An 18,964-nucleotide genomic window follows, 5' to 3' on the forward strand; every position below is an offset into this window, starting at 1 on the left:
GGTCACCTCTCGCCTAGTGGAATTGAGGAAGTCATGAGCACTTCAATCGCCGGCAAATCAGCCGGAGCCCAGTCAAGGTTATGTAATTCACTTGGGTGAAGCCACTTTGCATCGATATGTTCGGTTAGTTTCGGCTCGCCGATCACAACTTTGCAGTGGTAGGTCGTTAAGTGTACGATGCCAAAATCATATTCATATACGGTATGTTCGACGCGCTCTCCGACTTCAATGGTGCAGTCCATTTCTTCATGAATTTCCCGCTTTAGAGCCGCTTCCGGTGTTTCACCTTCTTCAATTTTACCGCCGGGAAACTCCCATTTGTAAGCAAGTGTTTTTGTGGCCCCGCGCTGTGCACATAAAATCTTTCCATCCCGCCAAATCACGGCCCCCACTACGTGAATATTCTTTTTCATGACTTCCCTCCTCATTTCCAAGTCCTCTCCAGTCTACCATAATTAACAGATCCATCGAGATGATGAAAAGCCTTGTCCCAACTGATGGAACAAGGTTTTCAAACCGCCAACAATATCACCGCATACCCCACAACCCCCGCCAGAAACGCCAGGAAGCTGCTTTGCCTTTCTTTCGGCAGTTCTTCTTTCATGACGTTCATGATGACGCCGCCGGCGAGGAAGGCGCTGAGGTAGGAGATGAAGACGTCTTCGATCTCTGTGACGGTGCCGATGAGCCAGCCGGCGAAGATGGCGGCGGCGAGGAGCCAGCGGCCATACCGGTCGTAGTAGCCTCTGTGGATGCCGCGCAGGCCCCAGTCGTTGACGACGAAGTTGAGGCCCATGGCGACGAAGAAAGCAGGGCGAATGAAGCGATGTGGATCCAGAAGATCCGGGGCTGTCCGGTCTGGTTCAGGGCTTCGTTTTTCCTCCGGGCGGCTTCGGCCATCTGTTCGAGGCCGTAGTAGATGACGAGGCCGGCGAGTGCGATGATGTACAGATGGTGTTCGAGAAAACGGTTTGCGGCGAAATGAAGCGTCCCTTCAAGCTCCTCCTCGTAGTCGGCGAGGTTCGGCAGGAGCCGGAGGAACACATAGGAGACGGCGACGCCGCTCGCGGCCGACAGGATCCGACTTCTCGGCACGCCGTCGAGGAACAGCATGTTTTTGGAATACAGATGAAGCACGATGAACCCGGTGACGAGCATCAGGGTGAGCGCGGTCGGTGACATGGGATCTCCTCCAGAATTGCGGTGTGCGGGTCAGAGCATGATCAGGATGAGCGAGTAGCCCGCCAGTCCGGCGAAGAACGCGAGGAAGCTGCTTTCGCGCTCTTCCGGCAGCTCCTCCTTCATGACGTTCATGATGACGCCTCCCACAAGCAGTGCGGTCAGGTAGGAAATGATGACGTCGCTCACTTCCGTGACGGTCCCGATGAGCCAGCCGGCGAGTATGGCGACGGCGAGAAGCCAGCGGCCGTACCGGTCGTAGTCTTCCTTATGTGTCGCGCGGAGCCCCCGGTCGTTCGTGACGAAGTGGACGCCCATCGCGATGAAGAAGAACAGCCGGCCGTAGTGGCTCGTGAATTCTTCCCGCACGAGCAGGTAGCCGATGAGTGCGTTGTAGAGCGTGAATGAGCCGATGTGGATCCAGAAGACGAGCGGTCTGGCCTTGCGCCCGCCCGTAGCGGCGTTCTTTCGCTTTGAGGCTTTGGCCATCTGTTCGAGGCCGTAGAAGATGGCGAGGCCGAGCATGGCGATCATGTACAGATGGTGCTCGAGGAACCGGTTTGTGGCGTATTCCAGCGTCCCTTTCAGCTTTTCTTCGTCTTCGGCGAGGTCCGGGAGCAAGTGCAGGAACACGTAGGCGACGGCAATCCCGCCGGCGATCGACAGGATGCGGCTGCGCGGGGAGTCCCTGAGAAACTTCATGTTTTTGGAGAATAAATGCAGCAGGACGAATCCTGCTGCGAGGATGAATGTAAAGAGTGTCGGCGACACGGCGGTCCCTCCCGGAAAACAGACTGTCTTATCCGCTTTCCCTTGCCCGGAAATTTCCAAACACGGCCGGTTTCAATCGAAAAAGCCCCTGCAGATGCGGCCTGCGGGGGCTTTTCGTTTTCCGTTTTACTGGTACGTAATATTGCGGAGCTCATCCTCGCCAAACCCGCTTTCCTCCCGGGCGGCGTGGAACGGCTCTGCGGCTTGCGTCTGTCCTTGGACGGGGCCGCCTTCGTCGATCATGTTCAGAATGGCATGTTCATCGGGATCGCGGCGGCGCTTCATCTCTTCCGGGTCGCCGAATCGCAGAATCAATGGGTTCACCCCTTTCCTGTCCGGGACTGATGACAACTGGTGCTCCGAGGCTGAACGTTTGACTTTCCAATTCTATTATATCAAATATTCTTACAAATTGAAAGCCTCTTGCCATATTCTATGCAGGCCCATCCTGTTTGCATGCCGGCTCCCGGGGAAAAGACGGAGGAACGGCAAGAGCGGACCGGTCGTCCGGCCCGCTCCTGTTTCATTCGCCCAGATGCGCGCGGCAATAGGCGTTCACTTCTTCTTCTTCATCGTCTTCGAGGGCGAAGCCGAGCACTTCACCGGTGGCGGCCCCGATGAAGTCATAAGCGGCGATCCATTCCCGGCCGTCCCGGACTGCGTATAGGACGCGGAGCCGGACGCCGCCTTCCGTGTACAGCTCGTCTTCTTCGTCGATGTCGAGATCCAGGAAGAACTCGTATCGCTCGCCTTCGATGATGCCGGTCGGGTCATGGAGCTGCTCGACCTGGTGTCCTGTGATGTCCATCTCTTCAAAACCTTTCGTTCGGGGATTCGTCTTTTCTTAGTATACCCTAGCAGAGCGTCAGGGACTCGCGGGAATCTATTTTTTCCATCGGGGCGAGCGTTGTTAATAGTTTGTTCATAAACGTTTTGTATTCTGTTTACACAAGCACATGAGGAGGAACCACACATGACGAATTTCAACGGATCGGATGATCGTGAACGCAATTTGAATGAAAATGAAGCGGACCGTATGACGGGAGACGATGTCCGGCGCGAGGAATGGCTTCCGGGCGAGACGGAGGCTGAGCAGCCCGTCCCCGCGGAGAAGACGCCGTTGGAAGGCGTCAACCGGGAAGAGGCCTTCCGGTCGGATATGCCGGGCGCGGCTGAACCGGCACGGGAACCGGCTGATCCCGGCGAGCCGGTGAACGTAAAGCGGTCGGCCTCGAAACCGGACAAGCCGGCACGCTCCCGGTTCGGGTGGCTGCAGACGATCGGCGGCGGGGTGATCGGTTCGGTCCTCACCCTCGCGATCGCCGTCCCGATGCTCGACCAGGAGCCCGCCGCGACGAACGAACCGGCGCAGTCCTCCGTCGAGTCCGGTTCACAGACAACGCAGCCGGTGAAAGTCGCCACGGACGGCTCCCTCGCCGACATGGTCGAGCAGGCGTCCGGTTCCATCTTCGGCATCGTGAATTACCAGACCCAGCAAAACCCGTTCTCCCAAGGCCCCGGCAAGGAAGCGGAATACGCGACCGGCTCCGGCGTATTGATCAAGGTGGACGGCGGCAAGGCCTACATCGTCACGAACAACCACGTTGTCGAAGGCGCTTCGAAACTTGAAGTCTCCCTCACCGACGGCGAACGCGCGGAAGCCGAACTCGTCGGCTCCGATGCGCTGAGCGATCTCGCGGTCGTAAGTGTGGACGCGGACAAGATTGACGCCGCTCCGCTTTCATTCGGCGACTCGGACAGCCTTCGCGCCGGGGATTCGGTCGTCGCGATCGGCAATCCGCTCGGCCTGCAGTTCTCCCGCTCCGTCACAGAAGGCATCGTGAGTGCCGTCGACCGGTCAATCAGCGTCGACACGTCCGCCGGCGAATGGGAAATGACCGTCATCCAGACCGACGCCGCGATCAACCAGGGCAACTCCGGCGGCGCACTCGTCAACATGAACGGCGAAGTCGTCGGCATCAACAGCCTGAAGATCGGCGGCCAGGGCGTCGAAGGGCTCGGCTTCGCCATCCCGTCCAACGACGTCGTCCCGCTCGTCGAAGAAATGATGAAGAACGGCCACATCGAACGTCCGTACATCGGCATCTCGATGTACAATGTGAACGAAATCCCGCGCGGCTACGTCAACGATCTGCCGAACGACATCTCTGACGGCGTCTACGTCGCGGGCGTCGATCCGGAAGCCGCAGCCGCCAAAGCCGGACTGAAGGAAGGCGACGTCATCACCGAAATCAACGGCGAACAGATCAAAGGCGGCCAGGAACTCCGCCGCTTCCTCTACTCCAAGCTGAGCGTCGGCGACCAGGCCAAATTCACCGTCTACCGCGGAGGAGAGAAAACGGAGATCAGCGTGGTCCTGGGCACCAACAAACCGTCCACCCAGTCTTGATCGATCATTGATGCGCCCGCGGGCGGCCGAGTGCCGCGGCGGGTGTTTTTTTGGTGGGGTGTGATTGGAAGCGAGTGTCAACGGAGACGCCGCGAGTGTGATCGCACGGGGCTCGAGTGTCACCGGAAACGCCGCGAGTGTCATCGCACGGGGGCCGAGTGTCATCGGAGACGGCACCGGGAGGATTCATGGCTTGAGAAGGCGGGTTTGATTATACTGAAAGGAAGTGAAGAAGATGGGAACGGAGGCGGCTGCGGTGAAGATTCTGGTGATTGAGGACAGCGAGAGCGTACTGTCGATGATCGGGATGTTCTTTCAGAAAGAAGGGATCGAGGGGACATTCGTCGCGGACGGGAATGACGGGTACCGGGAGGCGATGTCGGGCCGGTATGACTGCCTGATCATCGACTGGATGCTGCCGGGGATGGACGGCGTCACAATCTGCCGGAAGGTGCGGGAGGCGGGGATTGAAGTGCCGATCATCATGCTGACGGCGAAGACGTCGGAGGCCGATCAGGTGACCGGACTCGAGACCGGCGCGGACGATTACGTAACGAAGCCGTTCAGCCCGGCTGCGCTCATGGCCCGAATCCGCGCCGTCACGCGCCGGTACGGGATCCGGACGGCCGATTCGGGCGAGGAGGGCATCATCCGGACGAAGCATTTCCGGATCAACGAAAAGACCCGGGAAGCGTTTCTTGACGGCGAACCGGTGCCGAATCTGACGCCGAAGGAATTCGACCTTCTGGCCCAGTTCGCCCGCCATCCGAGGCAGGTGTTCACGCGCGAGCAGCTGATCGAGAGCGTGTGGGGCTATGACTTCTACGGGGATGACCGGACCGTCGATGTCCATGTGAAGCGCTTGCGCGGCAAGACCGAGAAGGACGGCCGGCAGTTTTTCCATACGGTCTGGGGAGTCGGCTACCGGTTTGAGGAGCCGGAGGACGGCGCATGAAGTTCCGCTACCTGTACCAGCTCATCGCGAGCCATGTCGGCGTGCTGCTCATCGCGTTCCTCATCCTGAACCTCATGTTCGCCCATTTTGCGGAAGGGCTCATTTACAAAAATAAAACCGACGAGCTGATCAGCTACGGACAGAATATTCTGCAGGACTTGTCGGAAGATCCGGCCGCCTCCGGCAGGACGCTCGGCGAATACGGGCGGGTGCTCGGCGGCCGGGACATCCAGTACAGCCTGTTCGATGCCGATTCGGCGGTCCTTTATTCTTCCGGCAGGCCTGCATCCCTCATCAAGCTGAGGGAAGAGGAGTGGGACAAGATCCGGGCCGGGCAGACGCTCGTCGTGAACCAGGAGTACGAGCGGTCGGGGCAGGGCGTGACGTTCACCCTCCTGCCGTATGTGCGGGGCGGCGAATTCACCGGCGGGATTTTGCTGACGTCGCCGATCTCCGGCTCAAGGGAGATCATCTCGCAGCTGAACCGCTATCTCCTGCTGGCGATGCTCGCGGCGCTCGCCGCCTCTCTCCTGCTCGGATGGGCGCTTTCGGCTTTCCATGTGAAGCGGCTCCGGCGCCTGCGGGACGCGGCCTCCGATGTGGCGGCCGGCGACTACTCCGTCCGGGTGCCTGCATCGGGCATCGATGAGATCGGCGAGCTGTCGGGTGATTTCAATGCGATGGTCGGCCGGCTCGGCGGCTCGATGGAAGAAATCGACCGGCTTGAAAACCGGCGAAGGCAGTTCATCGCCGATGTCTCCCACGAGATGCGCACACCGCTCACGACGATCCGCGGCATCCTGGACGGTATTCGGGGAGACATGATTCCCGAAGCGGAACGCAGCCGGGCGCTCGGACTTGCCGGCAAGGAAACACGGCGGCTCATCCGGCTCGTGAATGAAAACCTGGATTATGAGAAAATCAGGTCCGGCCAGATCACGCTTCAGCGCGAGGAAATCCGGCTGGAAGACGTGCTTTCGGTGATCGCCGAACAGCTGGAGCCGCTGGCGGAAGAGCGCGGCGACGTGATCCGTGTTGAGATTGAAGGAGAAGCTGCGGTCGACGCCGATTACGACCGGCTCATTCAGATCCTGATCAACATCACCAAGAACAGCATCCAGTTCACGGAAAACGGCGAGATCGTGCTGAGGGGCCGGCGGGAAGGCGATGCGGCGGTGATCGAAGTGGCGGACACCGGAGCCGGCATCGACCCGGAAGACGTCGAGAAGATCTGGGACCGCTTCTACAGGGCCGGCGTCTCAAGGACATCCAACCCATTCGGCGAATTCGGCCTCGGCCTGTCGATCGTCCGCCAGCTCGTCCGGCTGCACGGAGGCGACATCAGTGTCCGCAGCGAAAAAGGGTCCGGGACGGTGTTCACCATCCGGATACCGGACGGGACCGAGCCGGCTATGGGGGCGTGATCCTAAAACGTTGTGTATCTCCGTTGAAACGTTGTGTATCTCAGCCAAAGCGTTGCTTATCTTCGATGAAACGTTGTGTATCTCAGCTAAAGCGTTGCTTATCTCCGATGAAACGTTGTGTATCCGGACTGCGGGTGTAAAACATTTTGCGCCAAAAGGGCTGCCCTCCACCAGGAGCGGCAGCCCTTCATTTATTTCCCCTGTTGTTCCCATCGGCGGAGCGACGGATAGGGATCAAACGCCCATTCGCTGCGGCCGTCGAATTTGTACATGCCGTAATGGAGGTGCGGCGGGAACTTTCCGGCGGTGCCTTCCTTGCCGTATCCGGAGCTGCCGACGTAGCCGACGACGGTGCCGGGTTCGACGAACTGTCCTTGTTCGATACCTTTTTCGAAAGATGCGAGATGAGCGAAATAATGATATACATTGTCAGCATCACGGATCCCGATGCGCCAGCCGCCGAACTCGTTCCAGCCTTTCACTTCGATGACGCCGTATGTGACCGAGCGCACGGGCACGCCGTATGAGGCGAACAGGTCGGTGCCTTCGTGCATGCGCCGTCCGCCCCATCCCCGCTTCGCCCCCCATGTTCCCTTGTACGTATAGTTGTGGCTTTTCGGCAGCGGAAAGGCGTAGTCATCGAGCTCGATCGTGCCGAAGTGGCGGAACAGGCCGGAGATGGTCATGACCTGGCCGACCGCCTCTTCGCTGCCGTAGAATTCCCAGAGCGCCAGCCGGTGGGCCTCTTCATCCGCTCCGTGCTTTCCGAGGGAGGCGGCCAGCGTGAACAAAATGTCCTCGGGGTCGCCCGGATCGGCTTTGCCGTCTCCGTTCCCGTCCAGCCCGCGCCCGTCGAAGAACTCGATGGCGGCCGGATCGCTGTCCCCGTGTTCCGGGTTCGGGGCGCCCGCCCAGAAGGCCTCCGGGAAGCGGAAGGCGATTGCGCCTTCCACTTCCTCCAGGTCTCTCCGGACGCGCTGGATGTTCCGTTCGTACCGGTCGATGGCCGCTAGAAGATGCCACGGGGCGGCCGGCGTCTCATAGGTCATGTACAGGTTCATGCGCTCTTCCGCAAGTGTCATCTCCGCGGAGACTCCGCTTTCCTCACCCTCTGTTGAAACGAGCACATACAGGAAAAAGGACAGCATGAGCAAATAGGCCGGCAGCCATAGGTAATGGCGCACGGTGAAAACCTCCTTTCACCGTTTAGGGTTGCCGGCCCGCACACGCTCATGCGTGGGAAATAGCGGTCATTGATCTGCAGCTTGCGCCTGTTTCCCGAAGTATTTCCCCCATTCGGGAAATATTTCGCTGAAATTGTCGATTTCCCGGGAAATAAAGCGATTTCCCGGGAAATAAATTGTTTCCTGTCTAGGTGCCTACGTTCTTTGTGGCGGCCTGCTTGATCTCTTTCCTGCGTTCGTAAATATTGATCACCACGACTTTGATCACCGCGTAAGTCGGAACGGCCAGCAGGATGCCGAAGAACCCTGCGATATTTCCCGCAGCCAGGATGAGGGTGATGACCGTGAGCGGATGGATGTCGAGCGTCTTCCCCATGATGTTCGGAGTGATGAGATGGCTGTCGGTCTGCTGGGCGGCGAGTGTAACGAGCGACACCCAGATGACCATTTTCGGGTCCTGCAGAAAGCCGATGACGGCGGCAGGCGCGAACGCGATCCACGGGCCGAGGAACGGGATGACGTTCATGACGAGTGCGAACAGCGCCAGCAGCAGGGCATATTTCAAGCCGATGATCAGATAGCCGATGAGGATCAGTGTCGCCAGAATCGTACTGATCAGAAGCTGTCCCTGGATATAGGAGCTCAGCACATGGTTGATGTCATGCAGGGTTTTCTTGACCCACTCCCGGCGCTTGCCGTGGAACAGATTATAAATGCGCGGCGCGAATTTTTCGTGGTCCTTTAGCATGAAGATGAAGAAGAACGGCACGAGGATCAGCAGCACGAGCGCCTGGGCAACCGTCTGCAGGAACTGGATGACCCAGCTGCCGAATTTCACGGCACTCGCTTCCACCCGGTCGAGTGCGTTATTCAGCGTTGTCTGGACTTGGTCCGGCAAATCGTCCTTCTGATGCAGGAGGTCGACGCGGACATCGTTGAGCTGCCGGGTCAGTTCCGGCGCATTGTCGACGAGGTTATTCACCTGCTTTGTAACAATCGGTCCGATCAGCGCAACGAACACCCAGATAATCACGGCCACGATGGCAAGGATGATAAGGATGCTGCCCCAGCGCGGTACGTTGCTCGCCTCGAGCCGGCGCTGCACGGGCACGGCCAGGTAAAAGAGCACTCCGCCGAAAATGACCGGCACGATGGCCGTTTTCGCGATGATCACGAGCGGTTCGAAGATGAACTGGATTTCGATGAAGTACTTGATGATCAAAATGCCGAGCAAGATTGCAACGCCGACTTGGAACCAAGGTTTCTTCAGCATGTCTATCCCCCCATCCCGTATGTCTTTCGCCAACCGGGCGAGCGCTGTCAGCTATATTTGCTTATACCCCAAAAGACGCGGCATGGAACCCGGGCCTGTTCATCCCGGACTTCCGGCGAATCTTTGCACCCAAAAAGATCCCCGCAGCATGGCCGCTGCGGGGATCGGTCAGGTCCGTTCAACGGGCATCGAGCAGCACCGGAACGAGCCGCCGGATTTGATGATTTCCGAGAAGTCGATTTCGATCACGTCGTAGCCGCGTTCTCGCATGGCTTCATTCACTCTCCGGTTGGCCGGCAGGCTGAACAGCTTTCCTCCGCCGATCGACAGGACGTTCGTGCCCATCGTGAACTGCTCGTCTTTGCCGACTTCGATGAGATCATACTTCGCGCCGAGCGCCCGTACGGTGTCAGGGTCGAGCGCTTCCTTGAAGATGAGCGCCGTCTTCGGCGAGAGGATGTTGAACACACAGTCGAGATGCAGATACTTTCCATCAAAAGGAATCGGAACGACTCGCCGGCCGGGCAGGTGCTCCGGGAGTTCGGCGATCGCCTCCACCGACGTCCGGCCGCTCACGCCGACGTAAACCGTGTCGCGGTCGACGATGACGTCGCCGCCTTCGATCTTGCCGCCCTCGATTTTCCTGTGCCGGAGCCCGTGCTGTTCGAGGAACTTCTCGAGCAGCTCTTCCTCGCCCTGGCGGATGTCGCTCGCCATCCGGGAGATGAACACTTCATCCCCGACGGTGAAGCCGATGTCCCGGGTGAATACTTGCTCGGGGTATTCTTCCGACGGTTCCAGCTCGATCACGTCCACCCCGTGTTTGCGGAGCGCATCACGGAATTCGCGGTACTGGGCCATGGCACGGTCCCGGTCGATATTATCGTCTTCGTATGCTTTCTGCACTTCATTGATCGCTTCTTCGATGGCCATATAGCGCGGCGGGCAGAGGATCACCGTCTGCAGCTCGCCGTATTCGGTGTCACATTTGATCTTCGATGATTCGTCCAGTGGCAACGTCATCCTGCATTCTCCTCCATTATGCATCAGTATCGATGCACTCTTCCCTTTTTCCCGCCGAAGAAAACATTCTGTTTGTTTGGCGGGAGAGCGGGAATACTGTAGAAGAGAATGAAAAAGGAGCGCGATTCGCATGACGAAAAGCTATGCAGACAACACCGGCGACGACAAGACGAAGTGGTCCGAAAAGGTGAATGACGCGGCCAAGAAAGCCGAAGACAAGTTTGATGATATACAGAAAGAGGCGCGCGAAGAAGCAGGCGCAGGCGATTCTGAAAACAAGGACGGCAAATAAGAAACCGGCCCCAGTGATGGGTGCCGGTTTCTTCTTGCATCAGATTGAAATGCCCGCGTCCTCTCCGAGCCGCAGCCTGGCGCCGTCCGCCGCATCGAAGAAGTGGGCCAGTTCCATGTCGTAGGCGAGGTTCACTTTGTCGCCCATCCGGAGATCGAGCCCCGAATCGATCCGGGCGATCAAGTCTTGCTCCCCGAGCTTCGAGTAGAGGAGCGTCTCGGCGCCCGTGAGTTCGGAAACAATCACTTCGGACTCGACCGGGACGAGCGATTCACCAGACATGCCCGGCGGCTCAAGCGTGATGTTCTCCGGCCGGATGCCCATCGTGACCGCCCCGTCCCCGTAGCCCGCCGCCTTCATCGCCTGCGCCTTCGTCTCCGGCAATTCGAGCCGGATGCCGTCGTTTGTGACGAATCCCCCGCCCTCGATTCGGCCTTCAAAGAAGTTCATCGCAGGCGAGCCGATGAACCCGCCGACGAACCGGTTTTCCGGGAAGTCGTACACTTCCTTCGGCGAGCCGACCTGCTGGATGACGCCGTCCTTCATGATGACGATCCGGGTCGCCATCGTCATCGCCTCGGTCTGGTCATGCGTGACGTAGACGGTCGTCGTCTTCAGCCGGTTGTGCAGCTTCGAGATTTCCGCCCGCATCTGGAACCGCAGCTTCGCATCGAGGTTCGAAAGCGGCTCGTCCATGAGGAACAGCTTCGCGTCCCGGACGATCGCCCGTCCGAGCGCGACCCGCTGGCGCTGTCCGCCGGAAAGGGCGCGCGGCTTCCGCTTGAGCAGTTCCTCGAGCCCGAGAATCTTGGCCGCCTCGGTGACACGCCGGCGGATTTCGTCTTTCTTGAACTTCCGCATCTTGAGCGCAAACGCCATATTGTCATAGACGGTCATGTGCGGGTAGAGTGCGTAGTTCTGGAACACCATCGCGATGTCGCGGCTTTTCGGAGGAACATCGTTCATGAGGCGGCCGTCCATCATGAATTCGCCTGCCGTGATTTCCTCAAGCCCTGCGATCATCCGCAGCATCGTCGATTTCCCGCAGCCCGACGGCCCGACGAGGACGATGAATTCGCCGTCCTCGATCTCCAGGTTAAAGTCCTTCACCGCGGTGACGTCTTTTTCATACGTCTTCGAGATATGATTCAGTTCGATTTTCACCATTTCAGTTCACTTCCCTGCGCGGCTGGATGTTGTATGTGTGGTTGGTATTGGTCATGAACGGACTCCGGCTCCGGGACCGCGCGAGCAGAATCACCGGAACGAGGAGGATGCACAGGAATGCCGTGCTGATCTCCAGGCTGAACTCTTTGTCCGGCGGGCTGTCTTTCCCCCGGCCGCCGGACCGTTTTTTCACTTCGATTTTCAACATACGGTTGCCCCTTTCCGTCCGGCCGTCACTTTCCGCCCGACTGAAGATTGATGCCCTGGATGAAATACTTCTGGAAGAAGAAGAACAGGATGATCACCGGCAGCAGGACGAGCAGCGATCCCGCCATGAGATAGTTCCACTGGGTGCTCATCTGGCCTTTGAACACCTGCAGGCCGAGCTGGAGCGTATACAGGTTCTCGTCATTCAGGTAGAGGAGCGGCCCGAGGAAGTCGTTCCACGCCCCGTTGAAGGAGAAGATCGCGACCGTGGCGAGCGCCGGCTTCGTGAGCGGCAGGCCGATCTTCCACCAGATCCAGAAGTGGCTCGCCCCCTCCATCTTGGCCGCCTCGATCAGTTCGTCCGGAATCGTCATGTAAAACTGCCGCAGCAGGAAGATGTTGAACGCGCTCCCGAAGAACGCCGGGACGACGAGCGGGTAGTACGTGTTCAGCCACTGGAGCTTCGCGAACAGGACATACTGCGGGATGAGCGTGACGAACCCGGGGATCATCATCGTCGACAGGACGATGGCGAACAGCGCGTTGCGCCCCTTGAACGGCACTTTGGCGAATCCGTACGCGATGAACGAGTTGACGAACACATTGCCGAGGACGACGAGGATCGTGATCGTCAGCGTGTTGATCGTGTACAGGTCAAACGGCGCGGCTTCCCATGTCCGGATGTAGTTGCTCCAGTTCCAGCTTTCCGGCCAGAACGTCGGCGGGTACGTCATCACTTCCTGCATCGTCTTCACCGACGTGATGATCATCCACCAGAGCGGCGACAAAACGAGCAGGCTTCCCGCAGCAAGCAGGATCCAGTTGATAATGTTCAGCGCACGGCGCCTGCCCTGGATCGTGTCGAAATGGGCGTGCTTCTCGGCAGCGGGCTTGTTCATCATTTCCCGCCCCCTTCGTAATGCACCCATCTCGGCGCGAGTTTCAGGTTGATGATCGTCAGTATGAAGACGATGATAAAGAGAATCCATGACATCGCCATCGCATAGCCCATGTCAAAGGCTTCAAACGCCTTTTTCCACATGTACAGGTTGTAGAAGAGCATCGAATTGACCGGCCCGCCTTCGCCGTTCGACATGACGTAGGCTTCCTGGAAGATCTGGAATCCGCCGATGAGGCTCGTCACGACGTCGAAGAAGATGACGGGCGTGATCATCGGCACGGTGATCCGGATGAATTGCTGCCAGGCGCTGGCACCGTCGATCTCCGCCGCCTCGTATAAGCTGCGGGAGATCCCCTGCATGCTCGCCAGATAAAGCAGCATGCCGCCGCCGACGCTCCAGAGCTTCATGAAGATGAGCGCGGGCTTCGTCCAGGCCGGATCGAACAGCCAGTTCGGACCGGCGATGCCGAACCAGGCGAGGACCGTGTTCACGAGCCCTGTCCCCGGCTCGAGCAGCTGCATCCAGAGAAGGTAGACCCCGACGCCAGACAGGACGGCCGGCAGATAGTAGATCGTCCGGAACAGGCGCATGCCCGGCATGTCCCGGTTCAGGAGCGCCGACAGGAGAATCGCGCCGACCGTCGTGATCGGCACTGAAAACGCGACGTAATAGAGCGTGTTGTAAAGCGACGTCCAGAACAGCTGGTCATCGGCGAACAGCTTTTCGTAGTTCCGCACGCCGATAAAGTCCATCTGCGAAGTGACATTGTAGTTCGTGAAGCTGGCGGCGAAAGAGAACAGGAGGGGCCCTGCCGTGAACACGATGAACCCGATGATCCACGGGAGGATGAAAATATAGCCTTGAAGGCCCTCCTTCGTCTTGTAATTGAATCGCTTGCGTCCGGCCATCCCCTTCCGCCTCCTTTCTGTTTTAGTGAGCGGCGGCAAATAAAAAAGGAAGGGGGACGGCGCCGCCCTCCTTCCCGATATTGCGGATTATTTGTTCTGGTCGATCAGTTTCTGGACTTTTTCCTGTGCATCTTCAAGCGCCTGTTCCGGCGTCTTCTTGCCGAGGTAGACATTGTCGAACTCCGGATTGATGAGCGTCGGGAAGTCAGGCGCCACGATCGGCGTCGGCGTCAGCATCGTCTGCGGCATCGCTTCGACGGCCAGCTGGTAGACCATCTTGCCGTTTTCATCGAACTCGTCGCTCGTCGCCGCGCTTTCCGCCGCTTCCTTGTTCGCGACGTTGTCGAAGTTCTTCACGGCCCAGTATTCCTGGGCCTCTTTGTCGGTCAGGTACTTGATGAACTCCCATGACTCGTCCGGATTTTTGGCCCCGTAAGGGATTTCCGCGACGAAGCCGCCGCCCCAGCTTGTGTTGCCGTTGCCCGGCTCTTTTTCGGGCAGAAGCGCGACGCCGAAGTTCAGGTCAGGCGCATAGTCGCGGATCTGTGTGTAGAACGTCGGCTGCTGGACGAGCATGGCGAGGTCGCCCGAGAAGAACGGGTTGCCCTGCTGGCTCTCCATCTGGGACTGCCAGGAGTTGATGTTGTTGGCGCCGTACCGGTCATGCCAGCCTTTCAGCCACTTGAGCGTGTCGAGCTTTTCAGGCGTGTTGACCTGCACTTCGTCATTTTCGTCGATGAAGTTGACTTTGTCCGCGTTCATCATCCAGATGTCCGTCCCCGCGCCAAAGAGCGGGTAAAAGCCCATCCGGTCGTATTTGTCGCCGTTTTTCACGTCGAGCTTTTCAGCGAATTCCTCAAGCTCGTCCCATGTTTTCGGAGGCTGCTCCGGATCCAGGCCGGCTTCCTCAAAGGCGTCTTTGTTGTAAAAGAGGACGCGTGTGTCCGTGTTGAACGGAATCCCGTAAGAGTCGCCTTCATAAAGGGTCGCATTCCAGAGCTCTTCGTAGAAGTTGCCGGAAATGTCGTCTTTCTCCAAGTACTTGGACAGGTTTTCGGCCTGCTTCTTCTGTCCGCGGAGTGCGGTTGCGTTGATGTCGTTGATCACGACGTCCGGAGGAGAGCCCGCCGCAATGGATGCGAGTTCCTTCGTCCAGATATCCCCCCACGGGATGAAGGTGTGCTTGACTTCGATCTCGTCATGGGAATCATTGAAGTCCTTGACGATCTTGTCGATGATCGGCCGGCGGATCTCCGAACCCCAGAACGTCCAGAAATCAAGGACGACCTTTCCATTCTCGCCCTCTTCATTCTTGGCATCTTTTGCAGAATCGCCTTTCGAGAAGCCGCTGCATCCCGAAAGGACGAGAACGGCGATGAACAGAATGCTCAGCCATCTAAGGTTTCGCAAGCCATTTCCCCCTTTATTCATGATTGGATTATGTATGAAAGGCCTATAACCTTCTTCTCCTTTCCCCGCCGGAAAAGAAAGTAAACCTTATACCCCAGTTTACAATCAAAATTCAAATATTCACATAGTCCGAAGGTTACAGAAGAGAAAAAAAGCGGCTTCTGTCGATTGTTGACAGAGCCGTCTTTCATGCCTCTTCTTTCGTGTAAATATCATAGTCCAGCCATTCCCCGCCTTCCCGCGCAAACCGCGGCCGCCTGCATTCAAACCGGAAGCCCGCACTTTCCGCGAGCTTCTTCGACGGAAGGTTGTCCGGCCGGATATGGAGCTCGATCCGGTGAAAGCCGAGTTCCCTGAAAAACGCTTCCGCCGAGGCGATGACCGCTTCCTTCCCGTAGCCCTTCCGGAAAAACTGGTTGTTGACCTGGTAGCCCATCATCGCCCAGTCATAGTCCATCCGAAGAATCGTGATGACTTCGATCTTGCCGATGTTGGCCCCGTCGGATTTCCGGAAAATGCCGAGGATGACCATCCGGTCCCGGTCCGCCGCTTCCCGGAATCCCCGGATCCACTCATTGAACCAGCTGCGCGTCGACGCGTTCAGTTCAGCCGGCCGCCCCTCGTCATACGGATGCTTCGGCAGGACGCGCTCCTCCAGGCCTTTCCGCCAGGCATCATAGTCTTCCTCTATATACGGCCGCAGGATGAGCCGCTCCGTCTCGATCAACAGATCATTCCCGTTCAATGTTCCGGCACCCCCCTGTTCCCATCATACCAAAAGGCGGAACGCATAATGGACGCCGGCCCACACATACTATCGTCGTTCATACAAAACACAAATGGAGGGAAACACAAAAAATGACGCAAAACCCATTCGGCCAGAATCAGAACCAGATGCAGGGCCAGACACACGAAAACATGCATACCGGAACGGTTCCGCCGGATATGAACCACGGCGGCCACGAGCTTTTTGACGTTCATGAAGTGCTGTCCCAGTCGATCGCCGCGATGGACCAGTCCACGATGCTCCGTCAGCACGCGAAAGATCCGGAGCTCATTGATATCATGGACCGCCAGTACCGGTTCATGCGCCAGGAGTACAACACGCTCGTGGACTGCTTCAAGACGGGCCAGGACCCGCAAGTTCCGACACAGCGCTACCAGATGGCGGGCGGCAACGACTTCATCTACGGCATGAAGCAGGCCCAGCCGAAAAAGCCGATGATGTCCCCGCAGGAAATCGACGACGCGGCCATTTCCGGATTCCTCCTCGGCTCCGCCAAGGCAAGTGCGACCGGCAAAACGGCGGCCGCCCTCGAGACGACAAACCCGGTCGTCCGCCGTGTGCTCGCGGATTCGGTCCCGAACTGTCTCGAAATGGCCTATGAACTGTCGATCTACCAGAACAAGCACCATTACTATCAGGTGCCGCAGCTGGCGGATGCCGACATGCAGGCGATCCTCAACGCCTACGCCCCGGCGACCGGCAACCAGCCGGGCATGCAGTAACCGGCGAAGTCCGTTCGCTTTGTCTCAACTCATTCCGGCAGCTCCGGGCGGCGGGCCATCCTCCGCCCGGCGGCTGTTTTAAAATAGATCAGGCAGGAACGCCGGCGGCCAAACGCCCCGGTGTCCCTGCCTTTTTTAAAGGTTTTCTTTTTTCACGAACGCATCCAGCCTGTAAAGAAATGCCTCCATCTTCCCCCAGTCGCCCGAGAATGACTCAACCTTTTCCAGGTAGAGAAAGTCCCGGAAGCGTCGGCTGGACAGCACGAGCGGCCCGTACCGGTCGTTCAGCCCGTCATATACACTGGTTTCTTTTAAGAGCTTAAGTCTTCGGTTGACGAGGCGGTTCTTCTTCGACGGCCAGAGATCCGGAATCGCTTCCAGCAAAGCGGCAATCAGTTCAAACATGCGTCCCACACCCCTTTCTCAAGTAGATCCGTCACTGTCCCGGCAGCCGTTTATTGCGCAGGACCGCGCTCCGGTTTTCCCAAAGCTGCACTTCTTTCGGCGAGAAGCCCGTAAAGTCCCGCCGCTCCGGACGCCACGCGAACCGGTTGATCGCATATTTGAGCCGGTTGGCGAAAAGCGACCGGAGGACGGTGCGAGGGAACAGCAGCCAGACGATGAGGTAGGCGGCGAGCGCGATGATCACAACCGCCCCGGTGTCCGGAAAGCCGTACATCACCACGCCGGCCAGCAGATAAAGCACATACGGAACGGCGATCCAGCGCCGCTCCGGTTTTTTCGAATGGAAGAAGAGCAGCACTGCCGCCCCCGCCGCAAACAGCAGCGTCCACCAGACCGGCTTTCCAGAGACGATGCCCCCGAGGACTCCCGCCATGGCCGGAACGGCAGCGGCCGTGAGCAGGACAAACCGGGGGATTCTCCGGTTGAGTGTGCCCGCTTCCTCAAACAGCGGCACGAGGGACGTCTGCCAGTCACGCAGCCGGCGGTTCCGCCGGGCCGCTTCGGCGTCTTCAGGAGACAGCAGCCAGATCCCGCCCGGCTCCCTTTTGAAGAAACCTTCAACGAGCGCCTGTTCAAACGGGAGCAGCCCGTCCGGCTGAACGAGCAGCCGGTACGTCTTCGCTTTTCCCTGCCCGGCCGCCGCGACTTTCCCTTTTTCAAGCAGCGACATCACCGCCGCGTCGAGCACGGCCGGAGAGAACCGGCCGGCCCGCTGGATCATATGCAGATAAAGCGGATCGGTCCCGAGGATGAGCTCCCGCCGATTGATCATGACCGGCACCCGCTGCGGGATGAACAGCGTAGCCGCAGCAAGCAGGAGGACAATGAACCCGACCATTCCCCCGTACAGGCTGAAGGCGTCTCGGTACGGCTTCATATCCGCCTTCCGCTTAAACAGGTCCGCCTCTTCCCGGTAAGCCTCCTCCAGGCTCATCGGTGCGGGTTTCTTCGCCGCCCCGGTGAGGACGTTGGAGGGGAAGAACACGCGGTAGGATGCTTCTTCGGGATATTCCACGAGCGGATCCCGGAACGTAATCCCGTTCGGCCGGATATCCGCATCCGACCCGTTCATGTTCCGGGTGAACGGCCGGATGGATGACTCCCCCGTGTTCTCCGGGAAGACGACGGACACTTCCAGGTTCTCCAGGCCCTCGAACTCCCGGCTCCAGCCCGAAAAGAACGTCACGTCCAAGTCGCTGTATTCCTTGTAGACGGAAAGCACGCCGTCCAGCTGATACGCGTAGATGAGCCTGTGCCTGCCCCCGCCTTCCGGAATGCCGATGCGGACCTCGCTCCCGTCTTGGGCGGCGGGCAGCGCCCGGACGTGCTCGCCCGCCACTTCCCCGATTTTGCCCGGGCCCCCGATTATTTCACCCGCGGAAAAGCCCCTCGCCCGGAAGCTGTCCGAATCGGGAAACTGCCGGAGAAGCTCTGCGGTCCCTGGGGGAATCGTATATGTATGGATCTCATTCACATCGAGGGTTCCGTCCGCGCGGACCCAGATCCGGATCTGCGAATCGGACGCCTTCAGGTCCGCCGCCCACGCCGGCATGGCCAGCATGAGCAGGAACAGCATCAGCACCAGCATCGTGCCCGCCAGTTTCTTTTTCATCGGTCCGCCCTCCTTTTTGTCCAAGTGTTGGTGCCAATTCGTCGGAGCGGATGCTCGCCCGGTGTCAGCAGGACGGCCGGATTGCGAGTGTCATCGCAGGGGGCGAAACGTGTTCAATACCCATGCAAATCCCCCGATCGCTTGCGCAAGTTGACACTCGCCACCCTGAATTCGTTGACACTCAACCCCGACGCCCCCTATTAACCCGATTGTACCGTATACGGAATGCGGCCGTCTCCGGTTCCCGGTGAAACCTGGCGGCCGCCCGTCCCG

Annotated in this window: 22 protein-coding genes; 6 read left to right on the forward strand and 16 right to left on the reverse strand. The window is 58.8% G+C overall.

From position 1 onward, the window contains the following. Positions 1 to 2: 2 nt before the first annotated feature. Positions 3 to 413, reverse strand: coding sequence for a (deoxy)nucleoside triphosphate pyrophosphohydrolase (locus tag BN1189_RS04785; protein WP_040226161.1), 411 nt, complete (start codon positions 411 to 413; stop codon positions 3 to 5). A 98-nt stretch (positions 414 to 511) separates the two neighbouring features. Beyond that, the gene (locus BN1189_RS16390) at positions 512 to 796 is read right to left on the reverse strand and encodes a hypothetical protein (RefSeq protein WP_052455643.1); all 285 of its coding nucleotides are present in this window, start codon (positions 794 to 796) and stop codon (positions 512 to 514) included. A gap of 32 nt (positions 797 to 828) precedes the next feature. Between BN1189_RS16390 and BN1189_RS16395 the strand changes: the two genes are divergently transcribed. Next, complete coding sequence (locus BN1189_RS16395; RefSeq protein WP_052455644.1) at positions 829 to 1,179, forward strand: hypothetical protein; 351 nt, start codon at positions 829 to 831, stop codon at positions 1,177 to 1,179. A gap of 33 nt (positions 1,180 to 1,212) precedes the next feature. Here BN1189_RS16395 and BN1189_RS04795 read toward each other — a convergent pair whose 3' ends face one another. The 3 genes from BN1189_RS04795 to BN1189_RS04805 form a co-directional block, all read right to left on the reverse strand. Continuing rightward, positions 1,213 to 1,950, reverse strand: coding sequence for a membrane protein (locus BN1189_RS04795; RefSeq protein WP_040226046.1), 738 nt, complete (start codon positions 1,948 to 1,950; stop codon positions 1,213 to 1,215). A gap of 126 nt (positions 1,951 to 2,076) precedes the next feature. Then, entirely contained in the window at positions 2,077 to 2,265 is a 189-nt protein-coding gene (locus BN1189_RS04800; protein WP_040226047.1) for a hypothetical protein, read from the reverse strand. Between the two features lie 208 nt (positions 2,266 to 2,473). Continuing rightward, a complete protein-coding gene (locus BN1189_RS04805; RefSeq protein WP_040226049.1) occupies positions 2,474 to 2,758 on the reverse strand; it encodes a DUF6509 family protein in 285 nt (94 codons plus the stop codon). Between the two features lie 165 nt (positions 2,759 to 2,923). Here BN1189_RS04805 and BN1189_RS04810 point away from each other — a divergent pair, with 165 nt between their 5' ends. The 3 genes from BN1189_RS04810 to BN1189_RS04820 all read left to right on the forward strand — a co-directional run bounded on the left by BN1189_RS04810 (position 2,924) and on the right by BN1189_RS04820 (position 6,739). Then, positions 2,924 to 4,360, forward strand: a complete 1,437-nt coding sequence (locus tag BN1189_RS04810) for a S1C family serine protease (protein WP_040226051.1) — start codon at positions 2,924 to 2,926, stop codon at positions 4,358 to 4,360. Positions 4,361 to 4,595: 235 nt separating this feature from the next. Further along, positions 4,596 to 5,315 (forward strand): response regulator transcription factor, encoded by a 720-nt coding sequence (locus BN1189_RS04815; protein WP_082194145.1) that lies wholly within the window; start codon positions 4,596 to 4,598, stop codon positions 5,313 to 5,315. Beyond that, positions 5,312 to 6,739, forward strand: coding sequence for a sensor histidine kinase (locus BN1189_RS04820; protein ID WP_040226053.1), 1,428 nt, complete (start codon positions 5,312 to 5,314; stop codon positions 6,737 to 6,739). Before BN1189_RS04815 ends, BN1189_RS04820 begins: the two co-directional genes overlap by 4 nt. A gap of 191 nt (positions 6,740 to 6,930) precedes the next feature. On the opposite strand, the gene BN1189_RS04825 is transcribed toward BN1189_RS04820, so the two are convergent. From BN1189_RS04825 to BN1189_RS04835, 3 genes are all read right to left on the reverse strand, one after another. Continuing rightward, positions 6,931 to 7,923, reverse strand: coding sequence for a M23 family metallopeptidase (locus BN1189_RS04825; protein ID WP_040226055.1), 993 nt, complete (start codon positions 7,921 to 7,923; stop codon positions 6,931 to 6,933). 187 nt (positions 7,924 to 8,110) lie between these two features. Next, the gene (locus tag BN1189_RS04830; RefSeq protein WP_040226058.1) at positions 8,111 to 9,196 is read right to left on the reverse strand and encodes an AI-2E family transporter; all 1,086 of its coding nucleotides are present in this window, start codon (positions 9,194 to 9,196) and stop codon (positions 8,111 to 8,113) included. A gap of 168 nt (positions 9,197 to 9,364) precedes the next feature. Then, complete coding sequence (locus tag BN1189_RS04835; RefSeq protein ID WP_040226060.1) at positions 9,365 to 10,219, reverse strand: dimethylarginine dimethylaminohydrolase family protein; 855 nt, start codon at positions 10,217 to 10,219, stop codon at positions 9,365 to 9,367. Between the two features lie 130 nt (positions 10,220 to 10,349). Here BN1189_RS04835 and BN1189_RS15995 point away from each other — a divergent pair, with 130 nt between their 5' ends. Beyond that, positions 10,350 to 10,511, forward strand: a complete 162-nt coding sequence (locus BN1189_RS15995) for a hypothetical protein (RefSeq protein ID WP_179860910.1) — start codon at positions 10,350 to 10,352, stop codon at positions 10,509 to 10,511. A 39-nt stretch (positions 10,512 to 10,550) separates the two neighbouring features. Here the strand turns inward: BN1189_RS15995 and BN1189_RS04840 are convergent, their stop codons facing one another. The 6 genes from BN1189_RS04840 to BN1189_RS04865 form a co-directional block, all read right to left on the reverse strand. Then, the gene (locus BN1189_RS04840; protein ID WP_040226063.1) at positions 10,551 to 11,678 is read right to left on the reverse strand and encodes an ABC transporter ATP-binding protein; all 1,128 of its coding nucleotides are present in this window, start codon (positions 11,676 to 11,678) and stop codon (positions 10,551 to 10,553) included. A gap of 1 nt (position 11,679) precedes the next feature. Beyond that, entirely contained in the window at positions 11,680 to 11,886 is a 207-nt protein-coding gene (locus tag BN1189_RS04845) for a hypothetical protein (protein ID WP_040226066.1), read from the reverse strand. A gap of 25 nt (positions 11,887 to 11,911) precedes the next feature. Continuing rightward, a complete protein-coding gene (locus BN1189_RS04850) occupies positions 11,912 to 12,787 on the reverse strand; it encodes a carbohydrate ABC transporter permease (RefSeq protein WP_306610695.1) in 876 nt (291 codons plus the stop codon). After that, the gene (locus BN1189_RS04855; protein ID WP_040226068.1) at positions 12,784 to 13,695 is read right to left on the reverse strand and encodes a carbohydrate ABC transporter permease; all 912 of its coding nucleotides are present in this window, start codon (positions 13,693 to 13,695) and stop codon (positions 12,784 to 12,786) included. Before BN1189_RS04855 ends, BN1189_RS04850 begins: the two co-directional genes overlap by 4 nt. Positions 13,696 to 13,782: 87 nt before the next feature. Continuing rightward, complete coding sequence (locus BN1189_RS04860; RefSeq protein WP_098049684.1) at positions 13,783 to 15,105, reverse strand: ABC transporter substrate-binding protein; 1,323 nt, start codon at positions 15,103 to 15,105, stop codon at positions 13,783 to 13,785. Positions 15,106 to 15,292: 187 nt separating this feature from the next. Further along, positions 15,293 to 15,850, reverse strand: coding sequence for a GNAT family N-acetyltransferase (locus BN1189_RS04865; RefSeq protein WP_040226072.1), 558 nt, complete (start codon positions 15,848 to 15,850; stop codon positions 15,293 to 15,295). A 113-nt stretch (positions 15,851 to 15,963) separates the two neighbouring features. On the opposite strand from BN1189_RS04865, the gene BN1189_RS04870 reads away from it, so the two are divergent. Beyond that, positions 15,964 to 16,614 carry a spore coat protein gene (locus BN1189_RS04870; protein WP_040226075.1) on the forward strand — a complete coding sequence of 217 codons (651 nt, stop codon included), beginning with the start codon at positions 15,964 to 15,966 and terminating at the stop codon, positions 16,612 to 16,614. A 135-nt stretch (positions 16,615 to 16,749) separates the two neighbouring features. Here the strand turns inward: BN1189_RS04870 and BN1189_RS04875 are convergent, their stop codons facing one another. Together BN1189_RS04875 and BN1189_RS04880 are read right to left on the reverse strand one after the other, a co-directional pair. Continuing rightward, the gene (locus tag BN1189_RS04875; protein ID WP_040226077.1) at positions 16,750 to 17,019 is read right to left on the reverse strand and encodes a hypothetical protein; all 270 of its coding nucleotides are present in this window, start codon (positions 17,017 to 17,019) and stop codon (positions 16,750 to 16,752) included. A gap of 31 nt (positions 17,020 to 17,050) precedes the next feature. Next, complete coding sequence (locus BN1189_RS04880; protein WP_040226078.1) at positions 17,051 to 18,691, reverse strand: DUF2207 domain-containing protein; 1,641 nt, start codon at positions 18,689 to 18,691, stop codon at positions 17,051 to 17,053. Between the last annotated feature and the right edge of the window lie 273 nt (positions 18,692 to 18,964).

This window comes from Bhargavaea cecembensis (assembly GCF_000826125.2).
In the GTDB taxonomy this organism is placed as follows: Bacteria; Bacillota; Bacilli; order Bacillales_A; family Planococcaceae; genus Bhargavaea; species Bhargavaea cecembensis_B.

Coding starts and splice junctions, on each gene's coding strand:
- BN1189_RS04785 (WP_040226161.1), bottom strand. CDS start 413: ATGAAAAAGAATATTCACGTAGTGGGGGCCGTGATTTGGCGGGATGGA.
- BN1189_RS16390 (WP_052455643.1), bottom strand. CDS start 796: ATGGGCCTCAACTTCGTCGTCAACGACTGGGGCCTGCGCGGCATCCAC.
- BN1189_RS04805 (WP_040226049.1), bottom strand. CDS start 2,758: ATGGACATCACAGGACACCAGGTCGAGCAGCTCCATGACCCGACCGGC.
- BN1189_RS04810 (WP_040226051.1), top strand. CDS start 2,924: ATGACGAATTTCAACGGATCGGATGATCGTGAACGCAATTTGAATGAA.
- BN1189_RS04815 (WP_082194145.1), top strand. CDS start 4,596: ATGGGAACGGAGGCGGCTGCGGTGAAGATTCTGGTGATTGAGGACAGC.
- BN1189_RS04820 (WP_040226053.1), top strand. CDS start 5,312: ATGAAGTTCCGCTACCTGTACCAGCTCATCGCGAGCCATGTCGGCGTG.
- BN1189_RS04830 (WP_040226058.1), bottom strand. CDS start 9,196: ATGCTGAAGAAACCTTGGTTCCAAGTCGGCGTTGCAATCTTGCTCGGC.
- BN1189_RS04835 (WP_040226060.1), bottom strand. CDS start 10,219: ATGACGTTGCCACTGGACGAATCATCGAAGATCAAATGTGACACCGAA.
- BN1189_RS15995 (WP_179860910.1), top strand. CDS start 10,350: ATGACGAAAAGCTATGCAGACAACACCGGCGACGACAAGACGAAGTGG.
- BN1189_RS04840 (WP_040226063.1), bottom strand. CDS start 11,678: ATGGTGAAAATCGAACTGAATCATATCTCGAAGACGTATGAAAAAGAC.
- BN1189_RS04845 (WP_040226066.1), bottom strand. CDS start 11,886: ATGTTGAAAATCGAAGTGAAAAAACGGTCCGGCGGCCGGGGGAAAGAC.
- BN1189_RS04850 (WP_306610695.1), bottom strand. CDS start 12,787: ATGATGAACAAGCCCGCTGCCGAGAAGCACGCCCATTTCGACACGATC.
- BN1189_RS04855 (WP_040226068.1), bottom strand. CDS start 13,695: ATGGCCGGACGCAAGCGATTCAATTACAAGACGAAGGAGGGCCTTCAA.
- BN1189_RS04870 (WP_040226075.1), top strand. CDS start 15,964: ATGACGCAAAACCCATTCGGCCAGAATCAGAACCAGATGCAGGGCCAG.
- BN1189_RS04875 (WP_040226077.1), bottom strand. CDS start 17,019: ATGTTTGAACTGATTGCCGCTTTGCTGGAAGCGATTCCGGATCTCTGG.
- BN1189_RS04880 (WP_040226078.1), bottom strand. CDS start 18,691: ATGAAAAAGAAACTGGCGGGCACGATGCTGGTGCTGATGCTGTTCCTG.